The sequence below is a fragment of the Streptomyces sp. NPDC091416 genome, assembly GCF_044756845.1.
Lineage (GTDB): Bacteria > Actinomycetota > Actinomycetes > Streptomycetales > Streptomycetaceae > Streptomyces.
In genome coordinates, this window is sequence record NZ_JBIVTU010000002.1 from 332599 (window position 1) to 354687 (window position 22089).

17 protein-coding genes are annotated in these 22089 nt (G+C 72.1%); 4 read left to right on the forward strand and 13 right to left on the reverse strand.

What is annotated here, in order from left to right:
• Positions 1 to 84: 84 nt before the first annotated feature.
• From ACIQMX_RS08430 to hrcA, 6 genes are all read right to left on the reverse strand, one after another.
• Positions 85 to 3300, reverse strand: a complete 3216-nt coding sequence (locus tag ACIQMX_RS08430; RefSeq protein ID WP_363066075.1) for a S41 family peptidase — start codon at positions 3298 to 3300, stop codon at positions 85 to 87.
• A gap of 133 nt (positions 3301 to 3433) precedes the next feature.
• Positions 3434 to 3988 carry a hypothetical protein gene (locus ACIQMX_RS08435; RefSeq protein ID WP_363066073.1) on the reverse strand — a complete coding sequence of 185 codons (555 nt, stop codon included), beginning with the start codon at positions 3986 to 3988 and terminating at the stop codon, positions 3434 to 3436.
• A gap of 72 nt (positions 3989 to 4060) precedes the next feature.
• Complete coding sequence (locus ACIQMX_RS08440; RefSeq protein ID WP_402475889.1) at positions 4061 to 4807, reverse strand: 16S rRNA (uracil(1498)-N(3))-methyltransferase; 747 nt, start codon at positions 4805 to 4807, stop codon at positions 4061 to 4063.
• A complete protein-coding gene (locus ACIQMX_RS08445) occupies positions 4804 to 5877 on the reverse strand; it encodes a nitronate monooxygenase (protein ID WP_363066069.1) in 1074 nt (357 codons plus the stop codon). The genes ACIQMX_RS08440 and ACIQMX_RS08445 overlap by 4 nt, the downstream gene beginning before the upstream one ends.
• Before the next feature lie 113 nt (positions 5878 to 5990).
• Positions 5991 to 7127, reverse strand: a complete 1137-nt coding sequence (gene dnaJ / locus ACIQMX_RS08450; protein WP_363066067.1) for a molecular chaperone DnaJ — start codon at positions 7125 to 7127, stop codon at positions 5991 to 5993.
• Positions 7128 to 8144 carry a heat-inducible transcriptional repressor HrcA gene (gene hrcA, locus ACIQMX_RS08455; protein ID WP_219573125.1) on the reverse strand — a complete coding sequence of 339 codons (1017 nt, stop codon included), beginning with the start codon at positions 8142 to 8144 and terminating at the stop codon, positions 7128 to 7130.
• Positions 8145 to 8329: 185 nt separating this feature from the next.
• Here hrcA and ACIQMX_RS08460 point away from each other — a divergent pair, with 185 nt between their 5' ends.
• Together ACIQMX_RS08460 and ACIQMX_RS08465 are read left to right on the forward strand one after the other, a co-directional pair.
• Positions 8330 to 9061, forward strand: a complete 732-nt coding sequence (locus ACIQMX_RS08460) for an MBL fold metallo-hydrolase (RefSeq protein WP_363066065.1) — start codon at positions 8330 to 8332, stop codon at positions 9059 to 9061.
• Positions 9062 to 9086: 25 nt separating this feature from the next.
• Complete coding sequence (locus ACIQMX_RS08465; RefSeq protein WP_402475892.1) at positions 9087 to 9908, forward strand: DUF3097 domain-containing protein; 822 nt, start codon at positions 9087 to 9089, stop codon at positions 9906 to 9908.
• A 376-nt stretch (positions 9909 to 10284) separates the two neighbouring features.
• Here the strand turns inward: ACIQMX_RS08465 and hemW are convergent, their stop codons facing one another.
• From hemW to lepA, 4 genes are all read right to left on the reverse strand, one after another.
• On the reverse strand, positions 10285 to 11517 hold the full coding sequence (gene hemW, locus ACIQMX_RS08470) for a radical SAM family heme chaperone HemW (RefSeq protein ID WP_402475894.1): 1233 nt from the start codon (positions 11515 to 11517) through the stop codon (positions 10285 to 10287).
• Between the two features lie 52 nt (positions 11518 to 11569).
• Entirely contained in the window at positions 11570 to 13474 is a 1905-nt protein-coding gene (locus ACIQMX_RS08475) for an ATP-binding SpoIIE family protein phosphatase (protein WP_363066155.1), read from the reverse strand.
• 215 nt (positions 13475 to 13689) lie between these two features.
• Entirely contained in the window at positions 13690 to 15579 is a 1890-nt protein-coding gene (locus tag ACIQMX_RS08480) for an AMP-binding protein (RefSeq protein ID WP_363066059.1), read from the reverse strand.
• Positions 15580 to 15948: 369 nt separating this feature from the next.
• Positions 15949 to 17823 (reverse strand): translation elongation factor 4, encoded by a 1875-nt coding sequence (lepA, locus tag ACIQMX_RS08485; RefSeq protein ID WP_266778642.1) that lies wholly within the window; start codon positions 17821 to 17823, stop codon positions 15949 to 15951.
• Between the two features lie 214 nt (positions 17824 to 18037).
• Between lepA and rpsT the strand changes: the two genes are divergently transcribed.
• Complete coding sequence (rpsT, locus tag ACIQMX_RS08490) at positions 18038 to 18304, forward strand: 30S ribosomal protein S20 (RefSeq protein WP_136325190.1); 267 nt, start codon at positions 18038 to 18040, stop codon at positions 18302 to 18304.
• A 514-nt stretch (positions 18305 to 18818) separates the two neighbouring features.
• On the opposite strand, the gene holA is transcribed toward rpsT, so the two are convergent.
• On the reverse strand, positions 18819 to 19820 hold the full coding sequence (holA, locus tag ACIQMX_RS08495; protein ID WP_363066057.1) for a DNA polymerase III subunit delta: 1002 nt from the start codon (positions 19818 to 19820) through the stop codon (positions 18819 to 18821).
• A gap of 77 nt (positions 19821 to 19897) precedes the next feature.
• Between holA and ACIQMX_RS08500 the strand changes: the two genes are divergently transcribed.
• Positions 19898 to 20143 carry a hypothetical protein gene (locus ACIQMX_RS08500; RefSeq protein ID WP_402475897.1) on the forward strand — a complete coding sequence of 82 codons (246 nt, stop codon included), beginning with the start codon at positions 19898 to 19900 and terminating at the stop codon, positions 20141 to 20143.
• 19 nt (positions 20144 to 20162) lie between these two features.
• On the opposite strand, the gene ACIQMX_RS08505 is transcribed toward ACIQMX_RS08500, so the two are convergent.
• Positions 20163 to 21047 (reverse strand): YceI family protein, encoded by an 885-nt coding sequence (locus ACIQMX_RS08505; protein WP_402475899.1) that lies wholly within the window; start codon positions 21045 to 21047, stop codon positions 20163 to 20165.
• A 185-nt stretch (positions 21048 to 21232) separates the two neighbouring features.
• On the reverse strand, positions 21233 to 22081 hold the full coding sequence (locus ACIQMX_RS08510) for an arylamine N-acetyltransferase (RefSeq protein WP_402475901.1): 849 nt from the start codon (positions 22079 to 22081) through the stop codon (positions 21233 to 21235).
• Positions 22082 to 22089 lie beyond the last annotated feature (8 nt).

The following is a 22089-nucleotide window of genomic DNA, read 5'->3' on the forward strand; positions in this document are numbered from 1 at the left end:
GGGGCGGGGCCCCGGGTCGGGGAAGGGGCGGGGCGGGGAGCGGGCCCGTCGCAGACGCATCCGGCCCCGCACCCCGCCCTCGGCTCACTCCGGCAGTGGCGGCGCCGCCTTCGCCGGTGTACGGGTCAGCGACTCCAGCGCGATCCGGACCGCCTCGTCCAGCTGGGGGTCCCGGCCCGCCGCGTGGTCCTGCGGGGTCATCACGACCTCGACGTCGGGGTCCACGCCGTGGTTCTCGACCCCCCACCCGTACCCCTCCAGCCAGAAGGCGTACTTGGGCTGGGTGACCAGCGTGCCGTCGACGAGCCGGTACCGGCTGTCGATGCCCACCACGCCGCCCCAGGTCCGGACGCCGACCACGGGGCCGATGTCCAGCGCCTTGATCGCCGCGTTCACGATGTCGCCGTCCGAGCCGGAGAACTCGTTGGCGACGGCCACGACGGGACCGCGCGGCGCGTCGCCCGGGTAGCTGGTCGGCCGCATACCGCGGGGCAGGTCCCAGCCGACGATGCGGCGGGCCAGCTTCTCCACCACCAGCTGCGAGGTGTGCCCGCCGCGGTTCTCCCGCACGTCCACGACCAGTCCCTCGCGGGCGACCTCGGTACGCAGGTCGCGGTGGATCTGCGCCCAGCCGGAGCCGACCATGTCGGGGACGTGGAGGTAGCCGAGCCGCCCGCCGGACTGCTCGTGCACGTACGCGCGCCGGCCGGCGACCCACGCGTGGTAGCGCAGCGCCTCCTCGTCGGCGATCGGCACGACGACGACGTGGCGCGGATCGCCGCCGTCGACCGGCGAGACGGTCAGCTCGACGGGCTTGCCGGCCGAGCCGGTGAGCAGCGGCGCGGGGCCCGTGAGCGGGTCGACGGGGTGGCCGTCGACGGCCGTGATCGCGTCACCCGTACGGATGGCGACGCCGGGTGCGGCGAGCGGCGCGCGGGCGGCCGGGTCGGAGGTCTCGGACGGCAGGATGCGGTCGATGCGCCAGCTCCCGTCGTCGTCGCGGGAGAGGTCGGCGCCGAGCAGTCCCTGCCGCGCGGAGTCGTCGCGCCAGCCGCCGGGCGGGGTCACATAGGCGTGCGAGGTGCCGAGTTCGCCCTGGACCTCCCACAGGAGGTCGACGAGGTCGTCGTGGGTGGCGACGCGCTCCAGGACGGGCCGGTAGCGGTCCAGGACGCCGTCCCAGTCGATGCCGGCCATGTCGGGGCGCCAGAAGTTGTCCCGCATGATGCGGCCGGCCTCGTCGTACATCTGGCGCCATTCGGCGGCCGGGTCCAGGGTGCGGCGGACGCGGGAGAGGTCGACGGTGACGTTGCCGTCGTCCCCGTCGTCGTCGGAGCTCGCGGACACCCGGCTGTCGGACGGGACGACGCGCAGTTTGCCGTGGCTGTGCAGGACGAGGCGCCTGCCGTCGCCGCTGACGGCGAACCGGCTGACATCGGAGGCCAGTTCCTCGCAGCGCAGCTTCTCCAGGTCGTACCGCTCCAGGGCGGTCTCGGGGCCGTGCGCGTCGGGGGTGGCGGCGCTCGTGCCGAGCACGCCGGTCACCGGGTGGCGCAGCCACAGCAGCCCGTCCTTCGCGGCCCGCAGCGAGGAGTAGCTGGCGGCCTCGACGGGCAGCGGCACGATCCGGTCGGCGAGGCCGTCCAGGTCGATGCGGGTGACGGGCAGCGCCGTGGGGTTGTCCTCGCCGTCGCCGCCCTTCTCCTTCTCGGTCGGGCGGCCGTGCAGCTGCGGTCCGAACGGGGAGGGTGTGGTCGCGGCGAGCGTCAGCAGGTGCGGCCGGCAGGCGCCGATGAACGCCATGTCGAAGACGTGGGTGTCGTAGATCGGGTCGAAGGCCCGCTCGGAGAGGAACGCCAGGTGCTTGCCGTCGGTCGTGAACGCGGGTGCGAAGTCCCGGAAGCGCAGCGGGGTGGCCTCGGAGACCGACAGGTCGGCGAGGTGCGCGAGCTTGAGCTGGCTGAGCGGTTCGGGGCCGGGATGCGACCAGGCGAGCCAGGCGGAGTCGGGCGAGAAGACGAGGCCGGAGGCGTCGCCGTGCTCGCTGCGGTCGACCTCGTGGACCTCGCCGCTCTCCCGCTCCACGACGAGGACGCGCCCGTCGTGCGCGGCGACGGCGAAGCGGCTGCCGTCGGGCGCGGGGACCAGGTCGAGGACCCGGCCGAGCCGGCCCGCGGCGAGGCGGCGGGGTACGGCGCCGGGGCCGGTCCCGGTGGCGGGTGCGCACTCCAGCGCGTCGTCGCCCTCGGCGTCGGTGACCCAGACGACGTGCTGGTCGCCCTCGGCCTGGAAGGTGTGCGGCAGCCTGGCCCGTACGCCGGGTTCGACGGCCAGCGCGCGGGCCGGGCCCTCGCGGTGGGTGACCCAGTGGACGGCGCCGCGGGAGCCGACGGCGCTGCCGCGGCCGGTGCGGTCGGGCGACGCGGTGTTCAGGTGGCTGCCGGCGTGCACGGGGTGCGGCTGGAGGTCCGCGCGCTGGCCGCCGAGCCGGATGTCGAGGCGGCGCGGCGCGTCGCTCTCCAGGCTGTCCAGGAGCCACAGTTCACCGGCGGACGCGTAGGCGACGCGGGTGCCGTCGGTGGTGGCGTGCCGGGCGTAGAAGCCTTCGACGCCGGTGTGCCGGCGCAGGCCGGTGCCGTCGGGGAGCGAGGAGTACAGCGCGCCGACGCCTTCGTGGTCGGAGAGGAAGGCGATGCGGTCGCCGACCCACATCGGGCACTCGATGTTGCCGTCGAGCTCCTCGTGGACGCGTACGAACTCCGCCGGGTCGCCCTCGGCCGCGATCCAGAGCTTGCCGGCCGTACCGCCCCGGTAGCGCTTCCAGGTGGCCGCCTCGCGCCCCATCGTGGCCGAGAGCAGCAGGACCCGGTCGCCGGGACCGTACGCGAGGGAGCCGACCGGCCCGTACGGCAGGGTCCGTGCGGGACTGCCGTCGACCGGGACGGCGCGGGCCCAGGAGCGCCGGAGCGAGACCTGGCCCTGGGTGCTGGTGACCAGCACGTCGCCGTCGGGCGTCCAGCCCCGTACGGCGGTCCGTGCGTCGCCCCAGTGGGTCAGCCGCCGGGAGGGGCCGCCGTCGGCGGGCGCGAGATGCACCTCGGGTGCCCCGTCCCGGGTGGACGTCCAGGCGACGAGGGTGCCGTCGGGAGATATCCGGGGCTGGGTGACGGGGCGGTTGTCGGCGCTGACCCGCCAGGCCCGGCCGCCGTCGAGCGGCGCGAGCCAGACGTCGTCCTCGGCGGTGAAGGCGATCGAGTCGCCCTGGACATGGGGGTACCGGAGGTAGGAAGGCTGTGTCACGACGATCAGCCTAGGCCGCGGCTGTGGCCTGCGGAACGGAGTTGGCCGGAGTACGCCGTACGGTCGGTGTCCGGCACACGCAAAGGGTTCGTCAAGAGGCGGGCGGGACGGTCCGGTTGCCCGGCGGGCGCGCTCATTTGCCGCGGGGCTGTTCGGTGACCGTGACGGTCACGGTGACCGTGGGCCGGGCGCCTCCCCCGCCGCCGTTCCCGCCGCTGCCGCTGCCGGGCGCGGGAGTCGAGGGCGGCGCGTCGCAGTTGCCGAGCAGGCTGGCCCGGAACACCGTCCGGCCGTCGGCCTTCGCGGTCAGGTCGCCCCGCACGCACCGGCCGTCGACCGCCTGCCGGACCTCACCGGCGACCGTGATGTCCCGGGCGTCCTTCGTCCGGCCCCGGCAGTCGACGTCGGCTACGCGGCGCGTGGAGGCGGTGGCCGAACCGGCCCGTGCGGACGACGGCTTCGCGCTGTCCTCGCCGGCGTTCGCCGAGCAGGTCAGCCACTGCACGTCGACGCCTTCGTGCTCCAGGGCGCGGGTGGCGGTGCGGTCCGTGGTCACGGCGATGGACGCGGTGTTCAGCCCGTCCGCGGGCTCGCAGGCGGTCAGGCCCGCGACGGCGGTGACCGCGAGGCAGACCGCGGCCGGAAAGCGACGGGCCGCCCGGCGACCCCATGCCCTTGATGTCCCCATAAGGGCAGCTTCCCACCACTCCTCGCCCAGCGGTAGACCGCTTGCGGCCACAACCGCCCCGGAGCAACGGCCCTACGACCAGCGGCCCGTGCGCCCCAGCAGCAGCGCCGTCGCCGCGGTACCCGCCGTGGAGGTGCGCAGCACAGTCGGCCCGAGCCGGCAGGTCCGGGCGCCGGCGGCGGCGAAGACGGCCAACTCGTCGGGCGACACGCCTCCTTCGGGACCTACGACCAGCACGATCTCACCCTCATCGGGCAGCGCGACCGTGGCCAGCGGCTCGCTGTCATGGTCCCGGTCCTCGTGCAGCACGGCCGCGAAATCGGCCGTGGCCAAAAACGCGGCAACCTGCTTGGTCGTCATCGCGTCCGCCACGTCCGGGAAGCGGACCCGGCGCGACTGCTTGCCGGCCTCACGGGCCGTACTGCGCCACTTCGCCAGGGACTTGAGGCCGCGGTCGCCCTTCCACTGGGTGATGCAGCGCGCGGCCTGCCACGGCACGATCGCGTCGGCGCCGGTCTCCGTCATCGTCTCGACGGCGAGTTCGCCCCGGTCCCCCTTGGGCAGCGCCTGGACGACGGTGATGCGGACGCCGGGGCGGGGTTCCTCGTGGACGGACTCCAGATCGGTGATCACCAGCCGGTCCTTGCCCTCGGCCGCCATCACGACGCCCTCGGCCCAGCGCCCCTGGCCGTCCGTCAGGACGACGTCCTCACCGGCGCGCAGGCGCTTCACCGAGACCGCGTGCCGGCCCTCGGGGCCTTCCAGGACGAACCCGGGCCCCTGCGGCATCCGGTCGACGACGAAGACGGGTGCCGTCACTGCGTGCTCCTTGTGCTCAGTGCCGTCCGTGCGGCGTCCAGTTCCTCGGCGAGCAGCCTGACCAGCCGGCCCGCGGGCAGCTCGCGTGCCATCCGGTGTCCCTGCCCCGCCCACAGTGCCATGCCCTGCGCGTCCCCGGCCCTGGCCGCCGCCTTGCGCAGCCCGGAGGTCAGGTGGTGCACCTGCGGGTAGGCGGCGGGGGCGTACGGTCCGTGCTCGCGCACGAAGCGGTTGACCAGGCCGCGGGCCGGGCGGCCGGAGAAGGCCCGGGTCAGGGTGGTGCGGACGAACAGCGGGTTGGTCAGGGCCTGTTTGTGCAGCAGGTGGGCGCCGGACTCGGGGCAGACCAGGAAGGCGGTGCCGAGCTGCGCGGCATCGGCGCCCGCGGCCAGTACCGCGGCGATCTGGGAGCCGCGCATCAGGCCGCCCGCGGCGATGACCGGTATCTGCACGGTCTCGCGGACCTGGGTCACCAGGCTGAGCAGCCCGGTTCCGGCCCCGTCGGCCTGCGGGTCGTCGCGGAACGTGGACTGGTGGCCGCCCGCCTCGACGCCCTGGGCGCAGACGGCGTCGGCGCCCGCCCACTGGGCGGCTTGGGCCTCCTCGGGCGAGGTGACGGTGACGACGGTGTACGTGCCCGCCGCGGCGAACGCGTCGAGGGTGTCGCGGGAGGGGCAGCCGAACGTGAAGGAGACGACCGGGACGGGGTCCTCCAGCAGGATGGCGACCTTGGCGTCGAAGCCGTCGTCGCCGGAGGTGTCGCTGTCACCGAGCGGGGTGTCGTACCAGGAGGTCTCTCCCGCGAGCTGGTGCCGGTACACCTCGACGGCGGCCGGGTCGGCGAGGTTCGGCTGCGGCATGAAGAGGTTGACGCCGAAGGGCTGCCCGGTGAGCCCGCGGACCTGCTTGATCTCGTTGTACATGCCGTCCGCGGTTTTGTACCCCGCGGCCAGGAAGCCGAGCCCTCCGGCCTCGGCTACGGCCGCGACGAGCTGCGGACAGGAGGTTCCGCCCGCCATCGGGGCCTGCACGATCGGAAACCGGCAGAGATCGGTCAACGCGGATGACATGACCGCATCGTGTCATGTCATCCCCGGCCCACGATGCGCACCCCGCTGCAGCCTTTTGTCCGCAATGCGGTACGGGCCCGGAAACCGGGCCCGTACGACGTCATCCTGTGGGACTAGCGGCCGTTGAACGCGTCCTTCAGCCGCGAGAACAGGCCCTGCTGCCCGGGCTGGAACTGGCCGGTGGGCCGCTCCTCGCCGCGCAGCTTCGCCAGCTCGCGCAGCAGGCGCTCCTGCTCCGGGTCCATCTTCGTCGGGGTCACCACCTCGACGTGCACGATCAGGTCACCGCGACCGCCGCCCCGCAGGTGCGTGATGCCACGCCCGTGCAGCGGGACGGACTGGCCGGACTGGGTGCCCGGCCGGATGTCGACCTCCTCCAGTCCGTCGAGCGTCTCCAGCGGCACCTTGGTGCCGAGGGCCGCCGCCGTCATGGGGATGGTGACCGTGCAGTGCAGATCGTCGCCGCGCCGCTGGAAGACGGCGTGCGGCAGCTCGTGGATCTCCACGTAGAGGTCGCCGGCCGGACCGCCGCCGGGGCCGACCTCGCCCTCGCCCGCGAGCTGGATGCGGGTGCCGTTGTCGACACCGGCGGGGATCTTCACCGTGAGCGTGCGCCGCGAACGGATGCGGCCGTCACCGGCGCACTCCGGGCACGGCGTCGGCACGACCGTGCCGAAGCCCTGGCACTGGGGACAGGGCCGCGAGGTCATGACCTGGCCGAGGAACGACCGGGTGACCTGGGAGACCTCGCCGCGGCCGCGGCACATGTCACAGGTCTGGGCGGAGGTGCCGGGTGCGGCGCCCTCGCCACTACAGGTCGTACAGACGACGGCCGTGTCGACCTGGATGTCCTTCGTCGTGCCGAAGGCCGACTCGGAGAGGTCGATCTCCAGCCGGATCATGGCGTCCTGGCCGCGGCGCGTGCGCGAACGGGGTCCGCGCTGCGACGACGTACCGAAGAACGCGTCCATGATGTCGGAGAAGTTGCCGAAGCCGCCCTGTCCGAATCCGCCCGCGCCACCGCCTCCGGAGGCGGACAGCGGGTCGCCGCCGAGGTCGTAGACCTGCTTCTTCTGAGCGTCCGACAACACCTCGTAAGCGGCGTTGATCTCCTTGAACCGCTCCTGGGTCTTCGGATCGGGGTTCACATCCGGGTGCAGCTCGCGGGCGAGCCTCCGGAATGCCTTCTTGATCTCGTCCTGCGAAGCGTCGCGGCGCACGCCGAGTACGGCGTAGTAGTCCGTGGCCACTTACGACTCCGCCAGGATCTGTCCGACGTAACGTGCCACTGCGCGTACCGCTCCCATCGTTCCGGGGTAGTCCATGCGGGTCGGTCCGACCACGCCGAGTTTGGCGACTGCCTCGTCGCCCGAACCGTAGCCGACCGCGACGACGGACGTGGAGTTGAGCCCTTCGTGGGCGTTCTCGTGCCCGATACGTACGGTCATGCCCGAGTCCTTGGCCTCACCGAGCAGCTTCAGCAGCACGACCTGCTCCTCCAATGCCTCCAGCACCGGCCGGATCATCACAGGGAAGTCGTGCCCGAAACGGGTGAGGTTGGAGGTGCCGCCGATCATCAGCCGCTCCTCCGTCTCCTCGACGAGGCATTCGAGGAGGATCGAGAGCACGGTGGACACGGTTCCCCGGTCCTCGCTCTCGAAGGATTCCGGCAGGTCCTGCACCAGCTGCGGAACGTCCGCGAAACGGCGTCCCACGACCCGGCTGTTGAGCCGGGCCCGCAGATCGGCGAGAGAGGTCTCGCCGAACGGCGCGGGGCAGTCGACCAGCCGCTGTTCGACCCGGCCGGTGTCCGTGATCAGCACGAGCATCAGCCGGGCGGGGGCCAGGGACAGCAGTTCCACGTGCCGCACCGTCGAGCGGGTCAGTGAGGGGTACTGCACGACGGCGACCTGCCGGGTCAGCTGCGCGAGCAGCCGTACGGTGCGACCCACGACATCGTCGAGGTCGACCGCGCCGTCGAGGAAATTCTGAATGGCACGGCGCTCCGGCGACGACAGGGGCTTGACGCCCGCGAGCTTGTCGACGAAGAGCCGGTACCCCTTGTCCGTCGGGATGCGTCCCGCGCTGGTGTGCGGCTGGGCGATGAAGCCCTCGTCCTCCAGCACCGCCATGTCGTTGCGGACGGTGGCCGGGGAGACCCCCAGCTTGTGCCGTTCCGTGAGCGCCTTGGAGCCGACGGGCTCCTCGGTGCCGACATAGTCCTGGACGATGGCGCGCAGCACTTCGAGTCTGCGTTCGCTGAGCATCGCGCACACCTCCAGCTGTGTACCTCGGTGGTTCTCGGGCCGTTCCCTGGTCTGTCCCTGGCACTCTGTGCGTACGAGTGCCAGCAATACCCCGGCCAGTGTACGGCGACGGGGTGGTCCCCTAGCAAGGGCGACCGGCCACGCTACCGCGAGACTGCGCAGGTCGTTGCCGATAGCGTCGCCGTATGGACGCCTCTTGGGAAGAGTTCGGCTGGGAGCGACTCGGACACGGAGTGGGCCGACGACGCCTTCCGGTGTGGGATGCAACGGTCGCGCTGGTGGCGGGGACCGACGGTGTGCTGCTCTGCGACACCGGTTCGTCACTCCGCGAAGCGGCCGAGGTACGCGGCCAGGCGCAGGCCCTGCTGGGCCGGAGGGTGACACATATCGCACTCAGCCACCCCCATTTCGATCACGTGCTCGGCACGGCGGCCTTCGCCGGGGCACAGGTGTACGGCGCCGGGGGCCTGGCCGGTCTGCTGCGGCGCGGGGCGGACGAGCTGCACGCCGACGCGGTGCGGCACGGGCTGCCCGAACACGACGCGGCCGAGTCCGCCGACGTGCTGGTGGCGCCGCATCACGAGGTGCGCGCCGAATGGACGCTCGACCTGGGCGGCGGGCGTGAGGTGCTGCTCGTGAACGCGGGCCCGGGGCACAGCGGCCACGATCTCGCGGTGCTGGTCCCCGGCCTCTCCGGCTCGCCCGCGGTCGTGTTCTGCGGCGACCTGGTCGAGGAGTCCGGTGACCCGCAGGCGGGCCCGGACGCGTTCCCCGCGCACTGGCCGGCGGCGCTGGACCGGCTGCTGGCGCTGGGCGGCGAGGACGCGCTGTACGTGCCGGGGCACGGGGCCGTCGTGGACGCGGCGTTCGTACGGGCCCAGCGCGATCAGCTGGCTGCCCGGTTCGGCGTGTCGTGAGCCGCTCCCGCCTTATCGTCATCCGATGCGCAGCTACCAGCCGGACCTGACCCCGCCGTGGAAGAAATCCGCCCCCGCCCCCGAGGTGCCCGCCGAGCCCGATCTGGTCGTGGAGGACGTCGCCAGCGGCTTCTGCGGTGCGGTGATCCGGTGCGAGAAGACGGCCGAGGGCCCGACGGTGACCCTGGAGGACCGCTTCGGCAAGCACCGGGTCTTCCCGATGGCTCCGCGCGGCTTCCTGCTGGAGGGCCGGGTCGTCACGCTGGTGCGCCCGTCGGCGGGCGGCCCGGTCCGCCCCGCCCGTACGGCCTCCGGCTCGGTGGCCGTTCCCGGCGCGCGGGCCCGGGTGGCCCGGGCCGGGCGCATCTACGTGGAGGGCCGGCACGACGCCGAGCTGGTGGAGCGGGTCTGGGGCGACGACCTGCGCATCGAGGGCGTCGTCGTGGAGTACCTGGAGGGCATCGACGACCTCCCCGCGATCGTGCGCGAGTTCTCACCGGGCCCGGACGCGCGGCTCGGAGTGCTGGTCGACCATCTCGTGCCGGGCTCCAAGGAGTCCCGGATCGCGGCACAGATCTCCGACGGGAACGTGCTGGTGGTCGGCCACCCCTACATCGACGTGTGGGAGGCGGTGAAGCCGTCGTCCGTCGGCATCCCCGGCTGGCCGGTGGTCCCGCGCGGCCAGGACTGGAAGACGGGCGTGTGCCGGTCGCTGGGGTGGCCGGAGAACACGGGTGCGGCCTGGCAGCGGATCCTGTCGACGGTCCGCTCCTACCGGGACCTGGAGCCGGAGCTGCTGGGCCGGGTGGAGGAACTGATCGACTTCGTGACGGCGCCCTCCGACTGAGGGAGGAGCGGAGCCCGGGGCGGAACCCCCACTCCCAGCCCCCGCCCCCGACGCACTTCGACCCCGGCCCACTCCCAGCCCCTCCGGCGCTTGAGGAGCGGGGTCCGGGCCGGAGCACCCACTCCCAGCCTCCGGCGCTTGAGGAGCGGGGCCCGGGGCGGAGCACCCACTCCCAGCCCCTCCGGCGCTTGAGGAGCGGAGCCCCCACTCCCAGCCCCTCCGGAGCTTGAGGAGCGGGGTCCGGGGCAGAGCCCCGGTTCAGGGAAGGGGCGGGGAGGGGACTAGCCCGCCGCAGGCGGCCCCGCGCCCCGCGCTCCCGCCGCACGGGGGACGCCGCAGGGACGCCGCACGCCGCCCGCCGCAGGCGCCCCGCCCCTCAGTCCACCAGGTCCCGCACCACCGCATCCGCCAGCAACCGCCCCCGCAGCGTCAGCACCGCCCGGCCCTCCCCGTACGACCCTGGCTCCAGCAGCCCGTCCGACACCGCCCGCCCGGCCGCCACCAGCCCGGCCGGGGCGAGCAGCGACAGCGGGCAGCCGTCGACGAGCCGCAGCTCCAGCAGGATGCGCTCGACGCGCCGGTCCTCCGCGGAAAGGATCTCGCGGCCCGCGCCGGGCGAGCGCCCTTCGGCCAGCGCCTGCGCGTACGCCCCCGGGTGCTTCACGTTCCACCAGCGCACGCCGCCGACGTGGCTGTGCGCGCCCGGTCCGGCGCCCCACCAGTCGGCCCCGCGCCAGTACAGCTCGTTGTGCAGGCAGCGGCCCTCCGGCGTCCGGGCCCAGTTCGACACCTCGTACCAGGAGAAGCCGGCCGCGGCCATCGCCTCGTCCGCGATGAGGTACCGGTCGGCGTGCGCGTCGTCGTCCGTCATCGGGATCTCGCCGCGCTTGATCCGGCGGGCCAGCTGGGTGCCCTCCTCGACGATCAGGGCGTACGCCGACACGTGGTCGGGCCCGGCGCCGATCGCCGCGTCGAGGGAGGCGCGCCAGTCGTCGTCGGACTCGCCGGGGGTGCCGTAGATCAGGTCGAGGTTGACGTGCTCGAAGCCTGCCGCCCTCGCCTCGGCGACACAGGCCTCGGGCCGGCCGGGGGTGTGGGTGCGGTCGAGGATCTTCAGGACGTGCTTCCGGGCGCTCTGCATCCCGAACGAGATCCGGTTGAAGCCGCCCTCGCGCAGCTCGGCCAGGTAGTCCGGGCCGACCGACTCCGGGTTGGCCTCCGTGGTGATCTCGGCGTCGTCCGCGAGGCCGAACTCCTCCCGGATCGCGGCCAGCATCCGGACCAGGTCGGCGGCGGCCAGCAGTGTCGGCGTTCCGCCTCCGACGAAGACCGTACGGACCTGGCGCGGGTCGTCGCCGAGGACCTTGCGGGCCTGGCGGACCTCGCCGATGAGATGCGAGGCGTAGTTGTCGCGGGAGGCCAGCGCCCCGCCGGAGCCGCGCAGCTCGGTCGCGGTGTAGGTGTTGAAGTCGCAGTAGCCGCAGCGGGTCGCGCAGTACGGCACGTGGAGGTAGAAGCCGAGCGGGCGTTCTGCGGCGCCTTCCAGGGCATGGCGGGGCAGCGCCCCGTCGTCGGGCACGGGCTCACCATCGGGCAGTACGGAAGGCATACCGTCCATTGTCGCGCGCCGCCCGGCACCCGGACGCCACGTGCGTGCGGACCTACTCGGCCTGGAGGACCAGCAGCGCCAGGTCGTCGTCCGGCGGGCGCTCCGCGAAGGCGTGCACGGCGTGCTTGATGCGGTCCGCGATCCCTTCCGCGGTCAGCCCGGCGCACCCGGAGAGCGCCTGGGCCAGCCCGTCCTCGTCGTCGAACATCAGCGGCCCCGAGCGCCGCTCCGTCACCCCGTCGGTGACGCAGAGCAGGCTGTCGCCGGGGGCCAGGTCGAAGCTCTGGGTCTCGTAGACGGCGTCGTCCATGACGCCCAGGAGCAGCTGCGGTTCGGCGGCGGGCCGTACGGTGCCGTCGGGGCGCAGCAGCAGCGGCAGCGGGTGCCCGGCGCTGACCAGGGTGCAGCGGGCGCCGCCGCCGGGCAGCGGTACGAGCTCCCCGTACAGCAGGGACAGGAACCGGGACTGTCCGCTGTCCGCGGAGTGCTGGCCGCCGGCGGCGGCGACCATGAGCGCGGCGGCCTCGGCGGCCTCCATCGCGTCGTCCAGGAGCAGCCGGTTGAGGCGGACCAGGACCTCGTCGGCCTGGAAGCCCTCCCGGGCCAGCAGCCGCAGCCAGGGGCGGGCGAGCCCGGTGACGACGGCGGCCTCCGGGCCGCTGCCCTGGACGTCGCCGAGGACGAAGCACCATCGGTCGCCGGGGCACGGGAAGATGTCGTAGAAGTCGCCCCCGACCACCCCGTCGTCGCTGGGCTCGTAGACGAGTGAGCTGGCGACGCCCGGTATGTCGGCGACCTTGCTGGGCAGCAGTCCGCGCTGGAGGATGCGGCTGATGGTGGCCTGCCGGGTGTAGGCACGGGCCGCGCCCACGGCGAGGCCGACCCTGCGCACGAAGTCCTCGATCAGCGCGGTGACCTCGTCGGGGACGCGGGCGATGCCCTCGCGGCCGAGGAGTACGGCTCCGAGGGTGCGGCCGCCCGAGGTGATCCGGTAGGCGAGCGTGACGCCTTCGAGCCCGTCCGGCTGCCCGCCGTCCTCCGCGCTGCCGGGCCAGGGCATCGACACGGGTCCGGTGCCGACCCGTTCGGGGAGGCGGAGCGGGTCGCCCTCCAGCAGGGTGCGCAGCGGCTGGATGCGGGCCTCGTCGACGTGCCAGACCTTGGCGAGGCGCGGGACGGCCGCGCGGCCCTGGGTCTCGGGCTCCAGCCAGATCGCGCACCAGTCGGCGAGCCGGGGTACGAGTAACTGTCCGGCGAGCGCGGCCACGATGTCCTCGTCGAGCTGTCCTGCCAGCAGGTCCGAGGCCTCGGCGAGGAACGACAGCGCGCCGCGGCCCGCCCAGTCGGCGTCGTCGCGCAGGGCGCGGCGGGCGGTGGGGGCGAGCAGTTCGGCGGCGCGCAGGCCCTGCTGGAATCCGGGCTCCGGGCGGGAGTCGGGGAAGGGGTTCCAGTCGTCGACGGGGAGCCGGGCCCAGACGGTCTTGAGGCCGGTGCGGTAGGTGATGCCCCAGCGTTCGGCGAGGGTGGCGACGAGTTCGAGACCTCGCCCGTACTCGGCGGGCTCGCCGGGGCCGGCCGCGCCCGCGAAGCCGCCCTCGGAACCGTCGCTGCGTACGGCGCGGGCGGGGTGGTGGTCGGAGATCTCCAGGACCAGCGCCGCGGCCTCGTCCTCGGTGGCCTCCTCCAGCCGGAAGAGGAGTTCGACGTTGGTGCCGGCATGCACGACGGCGTTGGTGACGAGTTCGCTGACGACGACCGCCGCGTCGTCGGCCAGCCGCTCGCTGAAGCCGACCGCGGCGGGAAGCCCGAGCCCGCTCCATTCGGCGAGTGCCGCCGCGACGAACCGCCGGCCCGCGGCGGGCGCCAGCAGGTTGCCGGGCAGGCTCGTCCGGGCGACGGGCTGTGCGCCCGTGGACGCGCCGTTGGTTCCGGGACGTTGCACGATGTCCCGCTGCAAGGGAATGGACCCCACAGGGCGGCTCCTGACCTGTTCTCGCTCTGCCTGTTCTCCGTTGGGACGGACCCTCTTGGACCGACCGGCCCAGCGCCGCTGACGACACGGACAGAGTGACAGATCGGCCCCCCGCATACGCGACGAGTTACCGAAGTGCCTGGAGAAACAAGGCCCCGGCCCCCGCCCGGTGCGCGGGGGGCCGGGGCCTCAGGTGGCTGTCACGCCTCGCGGGAGCCCGCGTACATGTCGTCGATCAGGTCCTTGTAGGCACGCTCGACGACCGGCCGCTTCAGCTTGAGGCTGGGCGTGACCTCGCCGTGCTCGATGTCGAGGTCACGCGGGAGCAGCCGGAACTTCTTGATGGTCTGCCAGCGCTGCAGTCCGTCGTTGAGGCGCTTGACGTAGCCGTCGATGAGCTCGACGGTCTTCGGGGACGCCACGACGTCCGCGTACGACTTGCCCTCCATGCCGTTCTCGGCGGCCCAGCCGAGGATGGTCGGCTCGTCGAGGGCGATGAGCGCGGTGCAGAAGTTCCGGTCCGCGCCGTGCACCAGGATGTTGGAGACGAACGGGCAGACGGCCTTGAACTGGCCCTCGACCTCGGCCGGTGCGATGTACTTGCCGCCGGACGTCTTGATCAGGTCCTTCTTGCGGTCGGTGATCCGCAGGTAGCCGTCCACGGACAGTTCACCGATGTCGCCGGTGTGGAACCAGCCGTCGGCCTCCAGTACCTCGGCCGTCTTGTCCGGGAGTCCCTGGTAGCCCTCCATCAGACCGGGGCCGCGCAGGAGGATCTCGCCGTCGTCGGCGATGCGGACCTCGGTGCCGGGGAGCGGCTTGCCGACCGTGCCGGTGCGGTAGGCCTCGCCCGGGTTGACGAAGGAGGCGGCGCTCGACTCGGTGAGGCCGTAGCCCTCCAGGATGTGGATGCCCGCGCCGGCGAAGAAGAAGCCGATCTCGGGGGCGAGCGCGGCGGAGCCGGAGACGCAGGCGCGGAGCCGGCCGCCGAACGCCTCGCGGATCTTGGCGAAGACGAGGGTGTCGGCGACCTTGTGCTTGGCGCCGAGACCGAACGGCACGGAGGCGGTGCCGGTGCGCCGGAAGTTGTCCTGGGAGACCTTCGCGTACTCGCGGGCGACCCCGGCCGCCCAGAGGAAGATCTTGTACTTGGCCCCGCCGCCGGCACGGGCCTTGGCCGCTACGCCGTTGTAGACCTTCTCGAAGATCCGGGGGACGGCGGCCATGTACGTCGGCTGGACGATCGGCAGGTTCTCGATGATCTTGTCGACCCTGCCGTCGACGGCGGTGACGTGTCCGACCTCGATCTGTCCGGAGGTGAGCACCTTGCCGAAGACGTGGGCGAGCGGCAGCCAGAGGTACTGGACGTCGTCCTTGGTGATCAGGCCCGTGCCGACGGTGGCCTTGGCCATGTACGACCAGTTGTCGTGCGGCAGTCTCACGCCCTTGGGGCGGCCGGTGGTGCCCGAGGTGTAGATGAGGGTCGCGAGCTGTCCGGGGGTGATCGCGTCGACCCGTTCGGTGATCGCGGCCGGGTTCTCGGCCAGGTGCGCGGCGCCCAGTGCCTCCAGGTCGGCCAGCGACAGCACCCAGCCCTCCGGGTCGCCCTCGGCCGGCCCGGCACCCTCGGCGTCGATGACGACGACGTGGGCGAGGTGCGGCAGCCCGGCCCGGGACTCGCGGGCCTTGGCCAGCTGCACGGCGTCCTCGGCGATCAGGACCCGGCTGTCGGAGTCGGAGAGGATGAACGCCGACTCCTCGGTGTTCGTCGAGGGGTAGATCGTGGTGGTCGCGGCACCCGCGCACATGACCCCGAGGTCGGACAGGATCCACTCGACCCGGGTGGACGCGGCGAGCGCGACGCGCTCCTCCGGCTGCACGCCGAGGGCGATCAGTCCGGCCGCCACGGCGAAGACCCGCTCGGCGGCCTGCGCCCAGCTGAGGGACTTCCACTCGTCGGGACCCTGGCCGGTGGCCGCGGGGACGGGGTAGCGGTAGGCCTCCCCGTCCGGGGTGGCCGCCACCCGGTCGATGAAGAGGGTCGCCACGGAGGGCGGACGGTTCTCGATCATGGTCTGTGTGTCGCTCACGACATCCTCCGGGCCTGCGGCAGTGCTTCACGACGGGCTGCTGGTTGGGGTGTGCTCTCCGCTTACTTCTGCTACTTCTGCGTTCTTCTACGTTCTTCTACGCTCTTCTACGCGCTTCCGGGTACTTCTGGGTGCGCTTGACGGCGCTTGTTTAACTGGCGAGTAACTAAGAAGCCGTGATCAGAGTAAGGCGCCCGCGCGCCCCGCGTAAGAGGCAGCGGGACCCCGCTTCATAACGAACGGGCCCCCGCGGCGCAGCGTTCTGCGATGCGGGGACCCGTTCGTCTACCGGCCGGTAGGTTCGTCTACCGGCCGGCAGGAGGGAGGGGCGGGACTCCGTCCCGGCGTCCCTCGCCCCACACGTCCGTACTACTTCTTCGCCTTGGTCTCCCCGGCGGACTCGTCGGTCGACAGCACGGAGATGAACGCGTCCTGCGGCACCTCCACGTTGCCGACCATCTTCATCCGCTTCTTGCCTTCCTTCTGCTTCTCCAGCAGCTTCCGCTTACGGGAGATGTCACCGCCGTAGCACTTGGCGAGGACGTCCTTGCGGATGGCGCGGACCGTCTCACGGGCGATGACCCGGGAGCCGATGGCGGCCTGGATCGGCACCTCGAAGTTCTGCCGCGGGATGAGCTTCTGCAGCTTGGCGACGAGCCGGACGCCGTACGCGTAGGCCTTGTCCTTGTGCGTGACCGCGGAGAACGCGTCGACCTTGTCGCCGTGCAGCAGGATGTCGACCTTGACGAGCTGGGCGGACTGCTCGCCGGTGGGCTCGTAGTCGAGGGAGGCGTAGCCCCGCGTCTTGGACTTCAGCTGGTCGAAGAAGTCGAAGACGATCTCGGCGAGCGGCAGGGTGTAGCGGATCTCGACACGGTCCTCGGAGAGGTAGTCCATGCCGAGGAGCGTGCCGCGGCGCTGCTGGCAGAGCTCCATGATCGCGCCGATGAACTCGCTGGGCGCCAGGACCGTGGCCCGGACGACCGGCTCGTGCACCTTGTCGATCTTGCCCTCGGGGAATTCACTCGGGTTGGTGACGGTGTGCTCGGTGCCGTCCTCCATCTCGACGCGGTAGACCACGTTGGGCGCGGTGGCGATGAGGTCGAGACCGAACTCGCGCTCCAGCCGCTCGCGGACCACGTCGAGGTGGAGCAGACCGAGGAAGCCGACACGGAAACCGAAGCCGAGCGCCGCGGAGGTCTCCGGCTCGTACACCAGGGCGGCGTCGTTGAGCTGGAGCTTGTCCAGGGCCTCGCGCAGGTCCGGGTAGTCCGATCCGTCCAGCGGGTAGAGGCCCGAGAAGACCATCGGCTTGGGGTCCTTGTAGCCGCCCAGCGCCTCGGTCGCCCCGTTGCTCAGGGAGGTGATCGTGTCACCGACCTTGGACTGCCGGACGTCCTTCACGCCGGTGATGATGTAGCCGACCTCGCCGACGCCGATGCCGTCGGACGGGGTCATCTCCGGGGAGGAGACACCGATCTCCAGCAGCTCGTGGGTGGCTCCGGTCGACATCATCCGGATGCGCTCGCGCTTGTTCAGCTGGCCGTCGACGACCCGGACGTACGTGACGACGCCGCGGTACGCGTCGTAGACCGAGTCGAAGATCATCGCCCGGGCGGGTGCGTCCGCCTTGCCGACGGGCGCCGGGACGTCCCGGACCACCCGGTCGAGCAGCGCGTCCACGCCCACACCGGTCTTCGCGGAGACCTTGAGGACGTCCTCGGGCTGGCAGCCGATGAGGTTGGCCAGCTCCTCGGAGAACTTCTCGGGCTGGGCGGCCGGCAGGTCGATCTTGTTGAGCACCGGGACGATGGTGAGGTCGTTCTCCATCGCCAGGTAGAGGTTGGCCAGCGTCTGGGCCTCGATGCCCTGCGCGGCGTCGACCAGCAGGACCGTGCCCTCGCAGGCGGCCAGCGACCGGGAGACCTCGTAGGTGAAGTCGACGTGTCCCGGGGTGTCGATCATGTTGAGGACGTGGGTGCTGCCCTGGCCCTCGCCGGTCGTGGGCGCCCAGGGCAGTCGTACCGCCTGGGACTTGATGGTGATGCCACGCTCGCGCTCGATGTCCATCCGGTCGAGGTACTGAGCGCGCATCTGCCGCTGGTCGACCACACCGGTCAGCTGGAGCATCCGGTCGGCAAGGGTCGACTTGCCGTGGTCGATGTGCGCGATGATGCAGAAATTGCGGATCAGCGCCGGGTCGGTACGGCTCGGCTCGGGCACGTGGAGAGGAGTCGCGGGCACGCAGGGTCCTGATTCTTGAGACGCCGAACGCCGTGTCTCGGGTCGATGTCGGGTCGGTCGGATCTGTACGTAGCCTCCATCGTCCCACGCCTTGGGGGCGAAGACCGGTTTGGGCCGGTCGGAGTGCGGCTGGTACCGTGGACAGCTGTGCCTCGTGGCTCTCGGGCCGCAAGGACACACATCGAAGATCCAACGAACCTGAAAAGGCTCTTTCGTGGCGAACATCAAGTCCCAGATCAAGCGGAACAAGACGAACGAGAAGGCGCGCCTGCGCAACAAGGCCGTCAAGTCCTCGCTCAAGACCTCGATCCGCAAGGCCCGCGAGGCCGTCGTGGCGGGCGACGTCGAGAAGGCCACCGTGGCCGTTCGCGACGCTTCGCGTGCCCTCGACAAGGCTGTCTCGAAGGGTGTCATCCACAAGAACGCCGCCGCCAACAAGAAGTCGGCGCTGGCCACCAAGGTTGCCACCCTCCAGGGCTGAGCATTCTGATGTGATCGCCGGTACGGATTCAGCGGGCCCTCTCTCCCGCTCCTGACCGGCACCCCGCGCCGCACACCGAACCTGCGTTCGCCACGCGGGTGCGGCGCACCGAGCGCACGTCGAAGGCCCCCGCCGTTCCCCTCCCCAGGGCAACGGCGGGGGCCTTCGTCATGATTTGGCCCGGCAGAGCTCGGCCGACCCGGCAGACCTCAGCCCGTCCGGCCGACCGGCCGGCCTCAGCACGTCCGGCGCCCGAGGACGCCAGGACGGCTCGTCCACAGACGAACCGGGCCCGGCTCAGCCCGTCCGGCGCCGAGGACACCCGAAACGTGCGTTCAAGCCTGTACGGCGATCGAGGACACCCGGTCGACACGTTCAAGCCTGTACGGCCATCGAGGACACCCGGTCGACATGTTCAAGCCTGTACGGCCATCGAGGACGCCCGAACAGTACGTTCACGCCCCTACGGCCATCGAGGACACCCGAACCCGCGTCCGGCCGGACGAACCCGCACTCACCGGCCCCGCCCCGCCGGGGCGAACCGCGCGGCCCGCGCCACCGCGACCACGGCCTTCTCCAGCGCGTACTCCGGGTCGTCCCCGCCGCCCTTGACCCCCGCGTCCGCGTCCGCGACCGCGCGGAGTGCCACCGCCACCCCGTCCGGCGTCCAGCCCCGCATCTGCTGCCGTACCCGGTCGATCTTCCAGGGCGGCATGCCGAGCTCCCGGGCGAGATCGGCCGGCCGGCCGCCACGCGCCGACGAGAGCTTGCCGATCGCCCGTACGCCCTGGGCGAGCGCGCTGGTGATCAGGACGGGGGCGACCCCCGTCGACAGGGACCAGCGCAGCGCCTCCAGGGCCTCCGCCGCCCGTCCCTCGACGGCCCGGTCGGCGACCGTGAAGCTCGACGCCTCCGCACGCCCCGTGTAGTAGCGCCCGACGACGGCCTCGTCGATCGTGCCCTCGACATCCGCGACGAGCTGCGACACCGCGCTGGCCAGCTCCCGCAGATCGCTGCCGATGGAGTCGACCAGGGCCTGGCACGCCTCGGGGGTGGCGGAGCGGCCCAGCGTCCGGAACTCGCCCCGCACGAAGGAGAGGCGCTCGGCCGGTTTGGTGGTCTTCGGACACGCGACCTCCCGCGCCCCGGCCTTCCGTGCCGCGTCGAGCAGGCCCTTGCCCTTGGCGCCGCCCGCGTGGAGCAGCATGAGGGTGATCTCCTCGACCGGGTCGTCGAGGTACTTCTTGACGTCCTTGATCGTGTCGGCGGAGAGATCCTGCGCGTTGCGCACGATCACCACCTTGCGCTCGGCGAAGAGCGAAGGGCTCGTCAGCTCGGCGAGCGTGCCCGGCTGGAGCTGGTCGGAGGTGAGGTCCCGGACGTCCGTGTCGGCGTCGGAGGCCCGGGCCGCCGCCACCACCTGCTGCACGGCACGGTCCAGGAGCAGGTCCTCCTGCCCCACGGCGAGCGTGAGGGGGGCGAGCGGGTCGTCGGTGGAATTCCTTCTGGTGGCCATCGCCGTCCAGCATCCCACGGGCCACTGACAGCCCGGCTGCGACCGGGGCACTTCGGCCCGTACCCGAGAATGGGCGGGTGAGTGACGTGAGACATGTACTGGTGCTGCCCGACCGCGACGCCGCGGAGGAGGCGGCCGGAGAGCTGGCCGACCGGTTCGGGGTCACGGAGGAGCCGCAGCTCGTACGCGACGCGCTGGCCGGCGAGGACGACGCCGAGGACGCCCAGTGGCTGCTGGTCGTGGAGGACCCGGACGGGCGTCTGGACTCCGCGGCGCTCGATGCGTTCGCCGCGGAGCACGAAGGCTGGCTGGAGGCTCCTTAGAGGCCCCCGCGCCGGCCCGTCAGCTCTTCGGAACGATCTGGATGTCCATGTCGATCGAGATGCTGGAGCCGACCGCGGCGATGCCGCGGGCCAGCATCGTCTGCCAGGTGAGGGTGAAGTCCTCACGGTGCAGCTCGGTGGTGGCGCGGCAGGCGGCACGGGTCTCGCCCTCCAGGCCGTTGCCGAGGCCGAGGTACTGGGTGTCCAGCGTCACCGTGCGGCTCACTCCGTGCAGGGTGAGCGCGCCGCTGACGCCCCAGCGGGTGCCGCCACGGTGGACGAAGCGCTCGCTGTAGAACTCCAGCGTCGGATAGCGGCCGACGTCGAGGAAGTCGCCCGAGCGCAGATGGTCGTCGCGCATCTGGACGTTCGTGTCGATCGACGCGGCGTCGATGATCACGTGCATGGCCGAGTTCTCCATGCGGTCGGCGATCCGGACCGCACCGGCGAAGGTGTTGAACCGGCCGTGGATGCGGGCCATCCCGATGTGCCGGGCCGTGAAACCGATCTGCGAGTGCATCGGCTCGATCTCCCACTCGCCCGGGTCGGGCAGCTGCGGAGGCGCGGAGACCTGGAGGGTCACATCACCCAGGCCCGCGTGAGCACCCTCGGCGACGGCGGCCGAACCGTGGAACGGGGTGAACCCCTCCGCCGTGACAGCCAGTCGGTACTCCCCCGCCGGCACCGTGGCGAGGACGTTGCCGAAGGGGTCCGTCTCCCCGCCGACGACCTTGCGACCCGTCGCGTCCGAGACGACGAACTCGGCCTGCTGCACCGCCTCGTTGACCGGGTCGAGCACCCGGCAGCTGAGGACACCCGCGGAGTCCGGTACGGCAAGTCCGGCGAGGGCGTTGCCGCGCACGGCACCCGTCGCTGCCTTGTTTCCGAGCCAACGGCCGAACATCTCCACGCACTCCCGGGGGCGGTTTCACCTCGGGCCGACGAACTGGACGTCACTGTCGGGACAGCGGCCCGCCGACGATCATGCATTCGATCACCCTTGTGGCGTTCGAGGCAAACAGAGCGGCTCGCAAGGGCTTGGGTGGAGGTGTTACCGAAGGTCCGAATTGATCGTTCCGTTTGTGTGTGTCACCCATTCGACACGGAAACACCCACCCCTTCCTCCGGGGGAAGCCGGTCGAGGCGCACTCCGAAGTGCTCGCGATAGGCGGCGAGGACCTCCTCGTCACTCTCCAGCAGCGTCTCGTGGCGCTCCGTTCCCACCGTCGTGAGGAGCCGATGGCCCTTGAGCGTGATCCGCCCGGCGGTGGTGAAGCGCGAGCAGACCGGCGACCGGGTGAAGCCGGACTCCGGTGAGGTCCGGTGGTACCAGGCCCCGGCCCGGAAGTCGGCCAGCGCCCGTGGACGCGGGTCCAGACGGAACTGGGGCGCACCGTCCCGCAGCAGATCGAGGTCCCCGTAGTCGCGGGCAGCCGCCCCGTCGACGCCGCTCCCGGCCGGTGGCTGCGCGATCCGGAAGATGCCACGTGGATCCCGCTGGTCCGCGCGGTCGCCGAGCGCGAGCGGCCTCTCGGCATGGTCACCGAAGCCGACATCGGCGAGCCACGGCCCCGTGCCGTCGTCCGTCTCCACCCGCAGCGCCATGTGGTCGTACGGGATGCCGAGCCGCCCCGCCTCGCCGTGGACCCGTGCCTGGAGCAGCGTGACCCGGAAGCCGAGGGCCCGCAGCAGCGCCGCGAATGCGCCGTTGAGTTCGTAGCAGAACCCGCCGCGGCGGTCCGCCACGATCTTGTCGAGGAGCAGGTCCTCCTCCAGCACGATGTCCTCGCCGAGGTGGATCGACAGGTTCTCGAAGGGCACGGTGGTCAGATGGCGCAGTTGCAGCTCGCGCAGCGCCGCCGCGTCGGCGCGGGCCGGCCGGCCGGCACCGATCCGCTCCAGGTAGGCGTCGGTGGTCTGCGGCAATTGTGGGTCCATGGGGGCAG

What these genes read in the sequence shown, in the direction of transcription:
- ACIQMX_RS08505 (WP_402475899.1), bottom strand. Translation starts at nt 21,047, where the DNA reads ATGTTCGGCCGTTGGCTCGGAAACAAGGCAGCGACGGGTGCCGTGCGC.
- ACIQMX_RS08445 (WP_363066069.1), bottom strand. Translation starts at nt 5,877, where the DNA reads ATGTCATCCGCGTTGACCGATCTCTGCCGGTTTCCGATCGTGCAGGCC.
- ACIQMX_RS08435 (WP_363066073.1), bottom strand. Translation starts at nt 3,988, where the DNA reads ATGGGGACATCAAGGGCATGGGGTCGCCGGGCGGCCCGTCGCTTTCCG.
- ACIQMX_RS08460 (WP_363066065.1), top strand. Translation starts at nt 8,330, where the DNA reads ATGGACGCCTCTTGGGAAGAGTTCGGCTGGGAGCGACTCGGACACGGA.
- ACIQMX_RS08510 (WP_402475901.1), bottom strand. Translation starts at nt 22,081, where the DNA reads ATGGACCCACAATTGCCGCAGACCACCGACGCCTACCTGGAGCGGATC.
- hrcA (WP_219573125.1), bottom strand. Translation starts at nt 8,144, where the DNA reads ATGCTCAGCGAACGCAGACTCGAAGTGCTGCGCGCCATCGTCCAGGAC.
- ACIQMX_RS08465 (WP_402475892.1), top strand. Translation starts at nt 9,087, where the DNA reads ATGCGCAGCTACCAGCCGGACCTGACCCCGCCGTGGAAGAAATCCGCC.
- holA (WP_363066057.1), bottom strand. Translation starts at nt 19,820, where the DNA reads ATGGCCACCAGAAGGAATTCCACCGACGACCCGCTCGCCCCCCTCACG.
- hemW (WP_402475894.1), bottom strand. Translation starts at nt 11,517, where the DNA reads ATGCCTTCCGTACTGCCCGATGGTGAGCCCGTGCCCGACGACGGGGCG.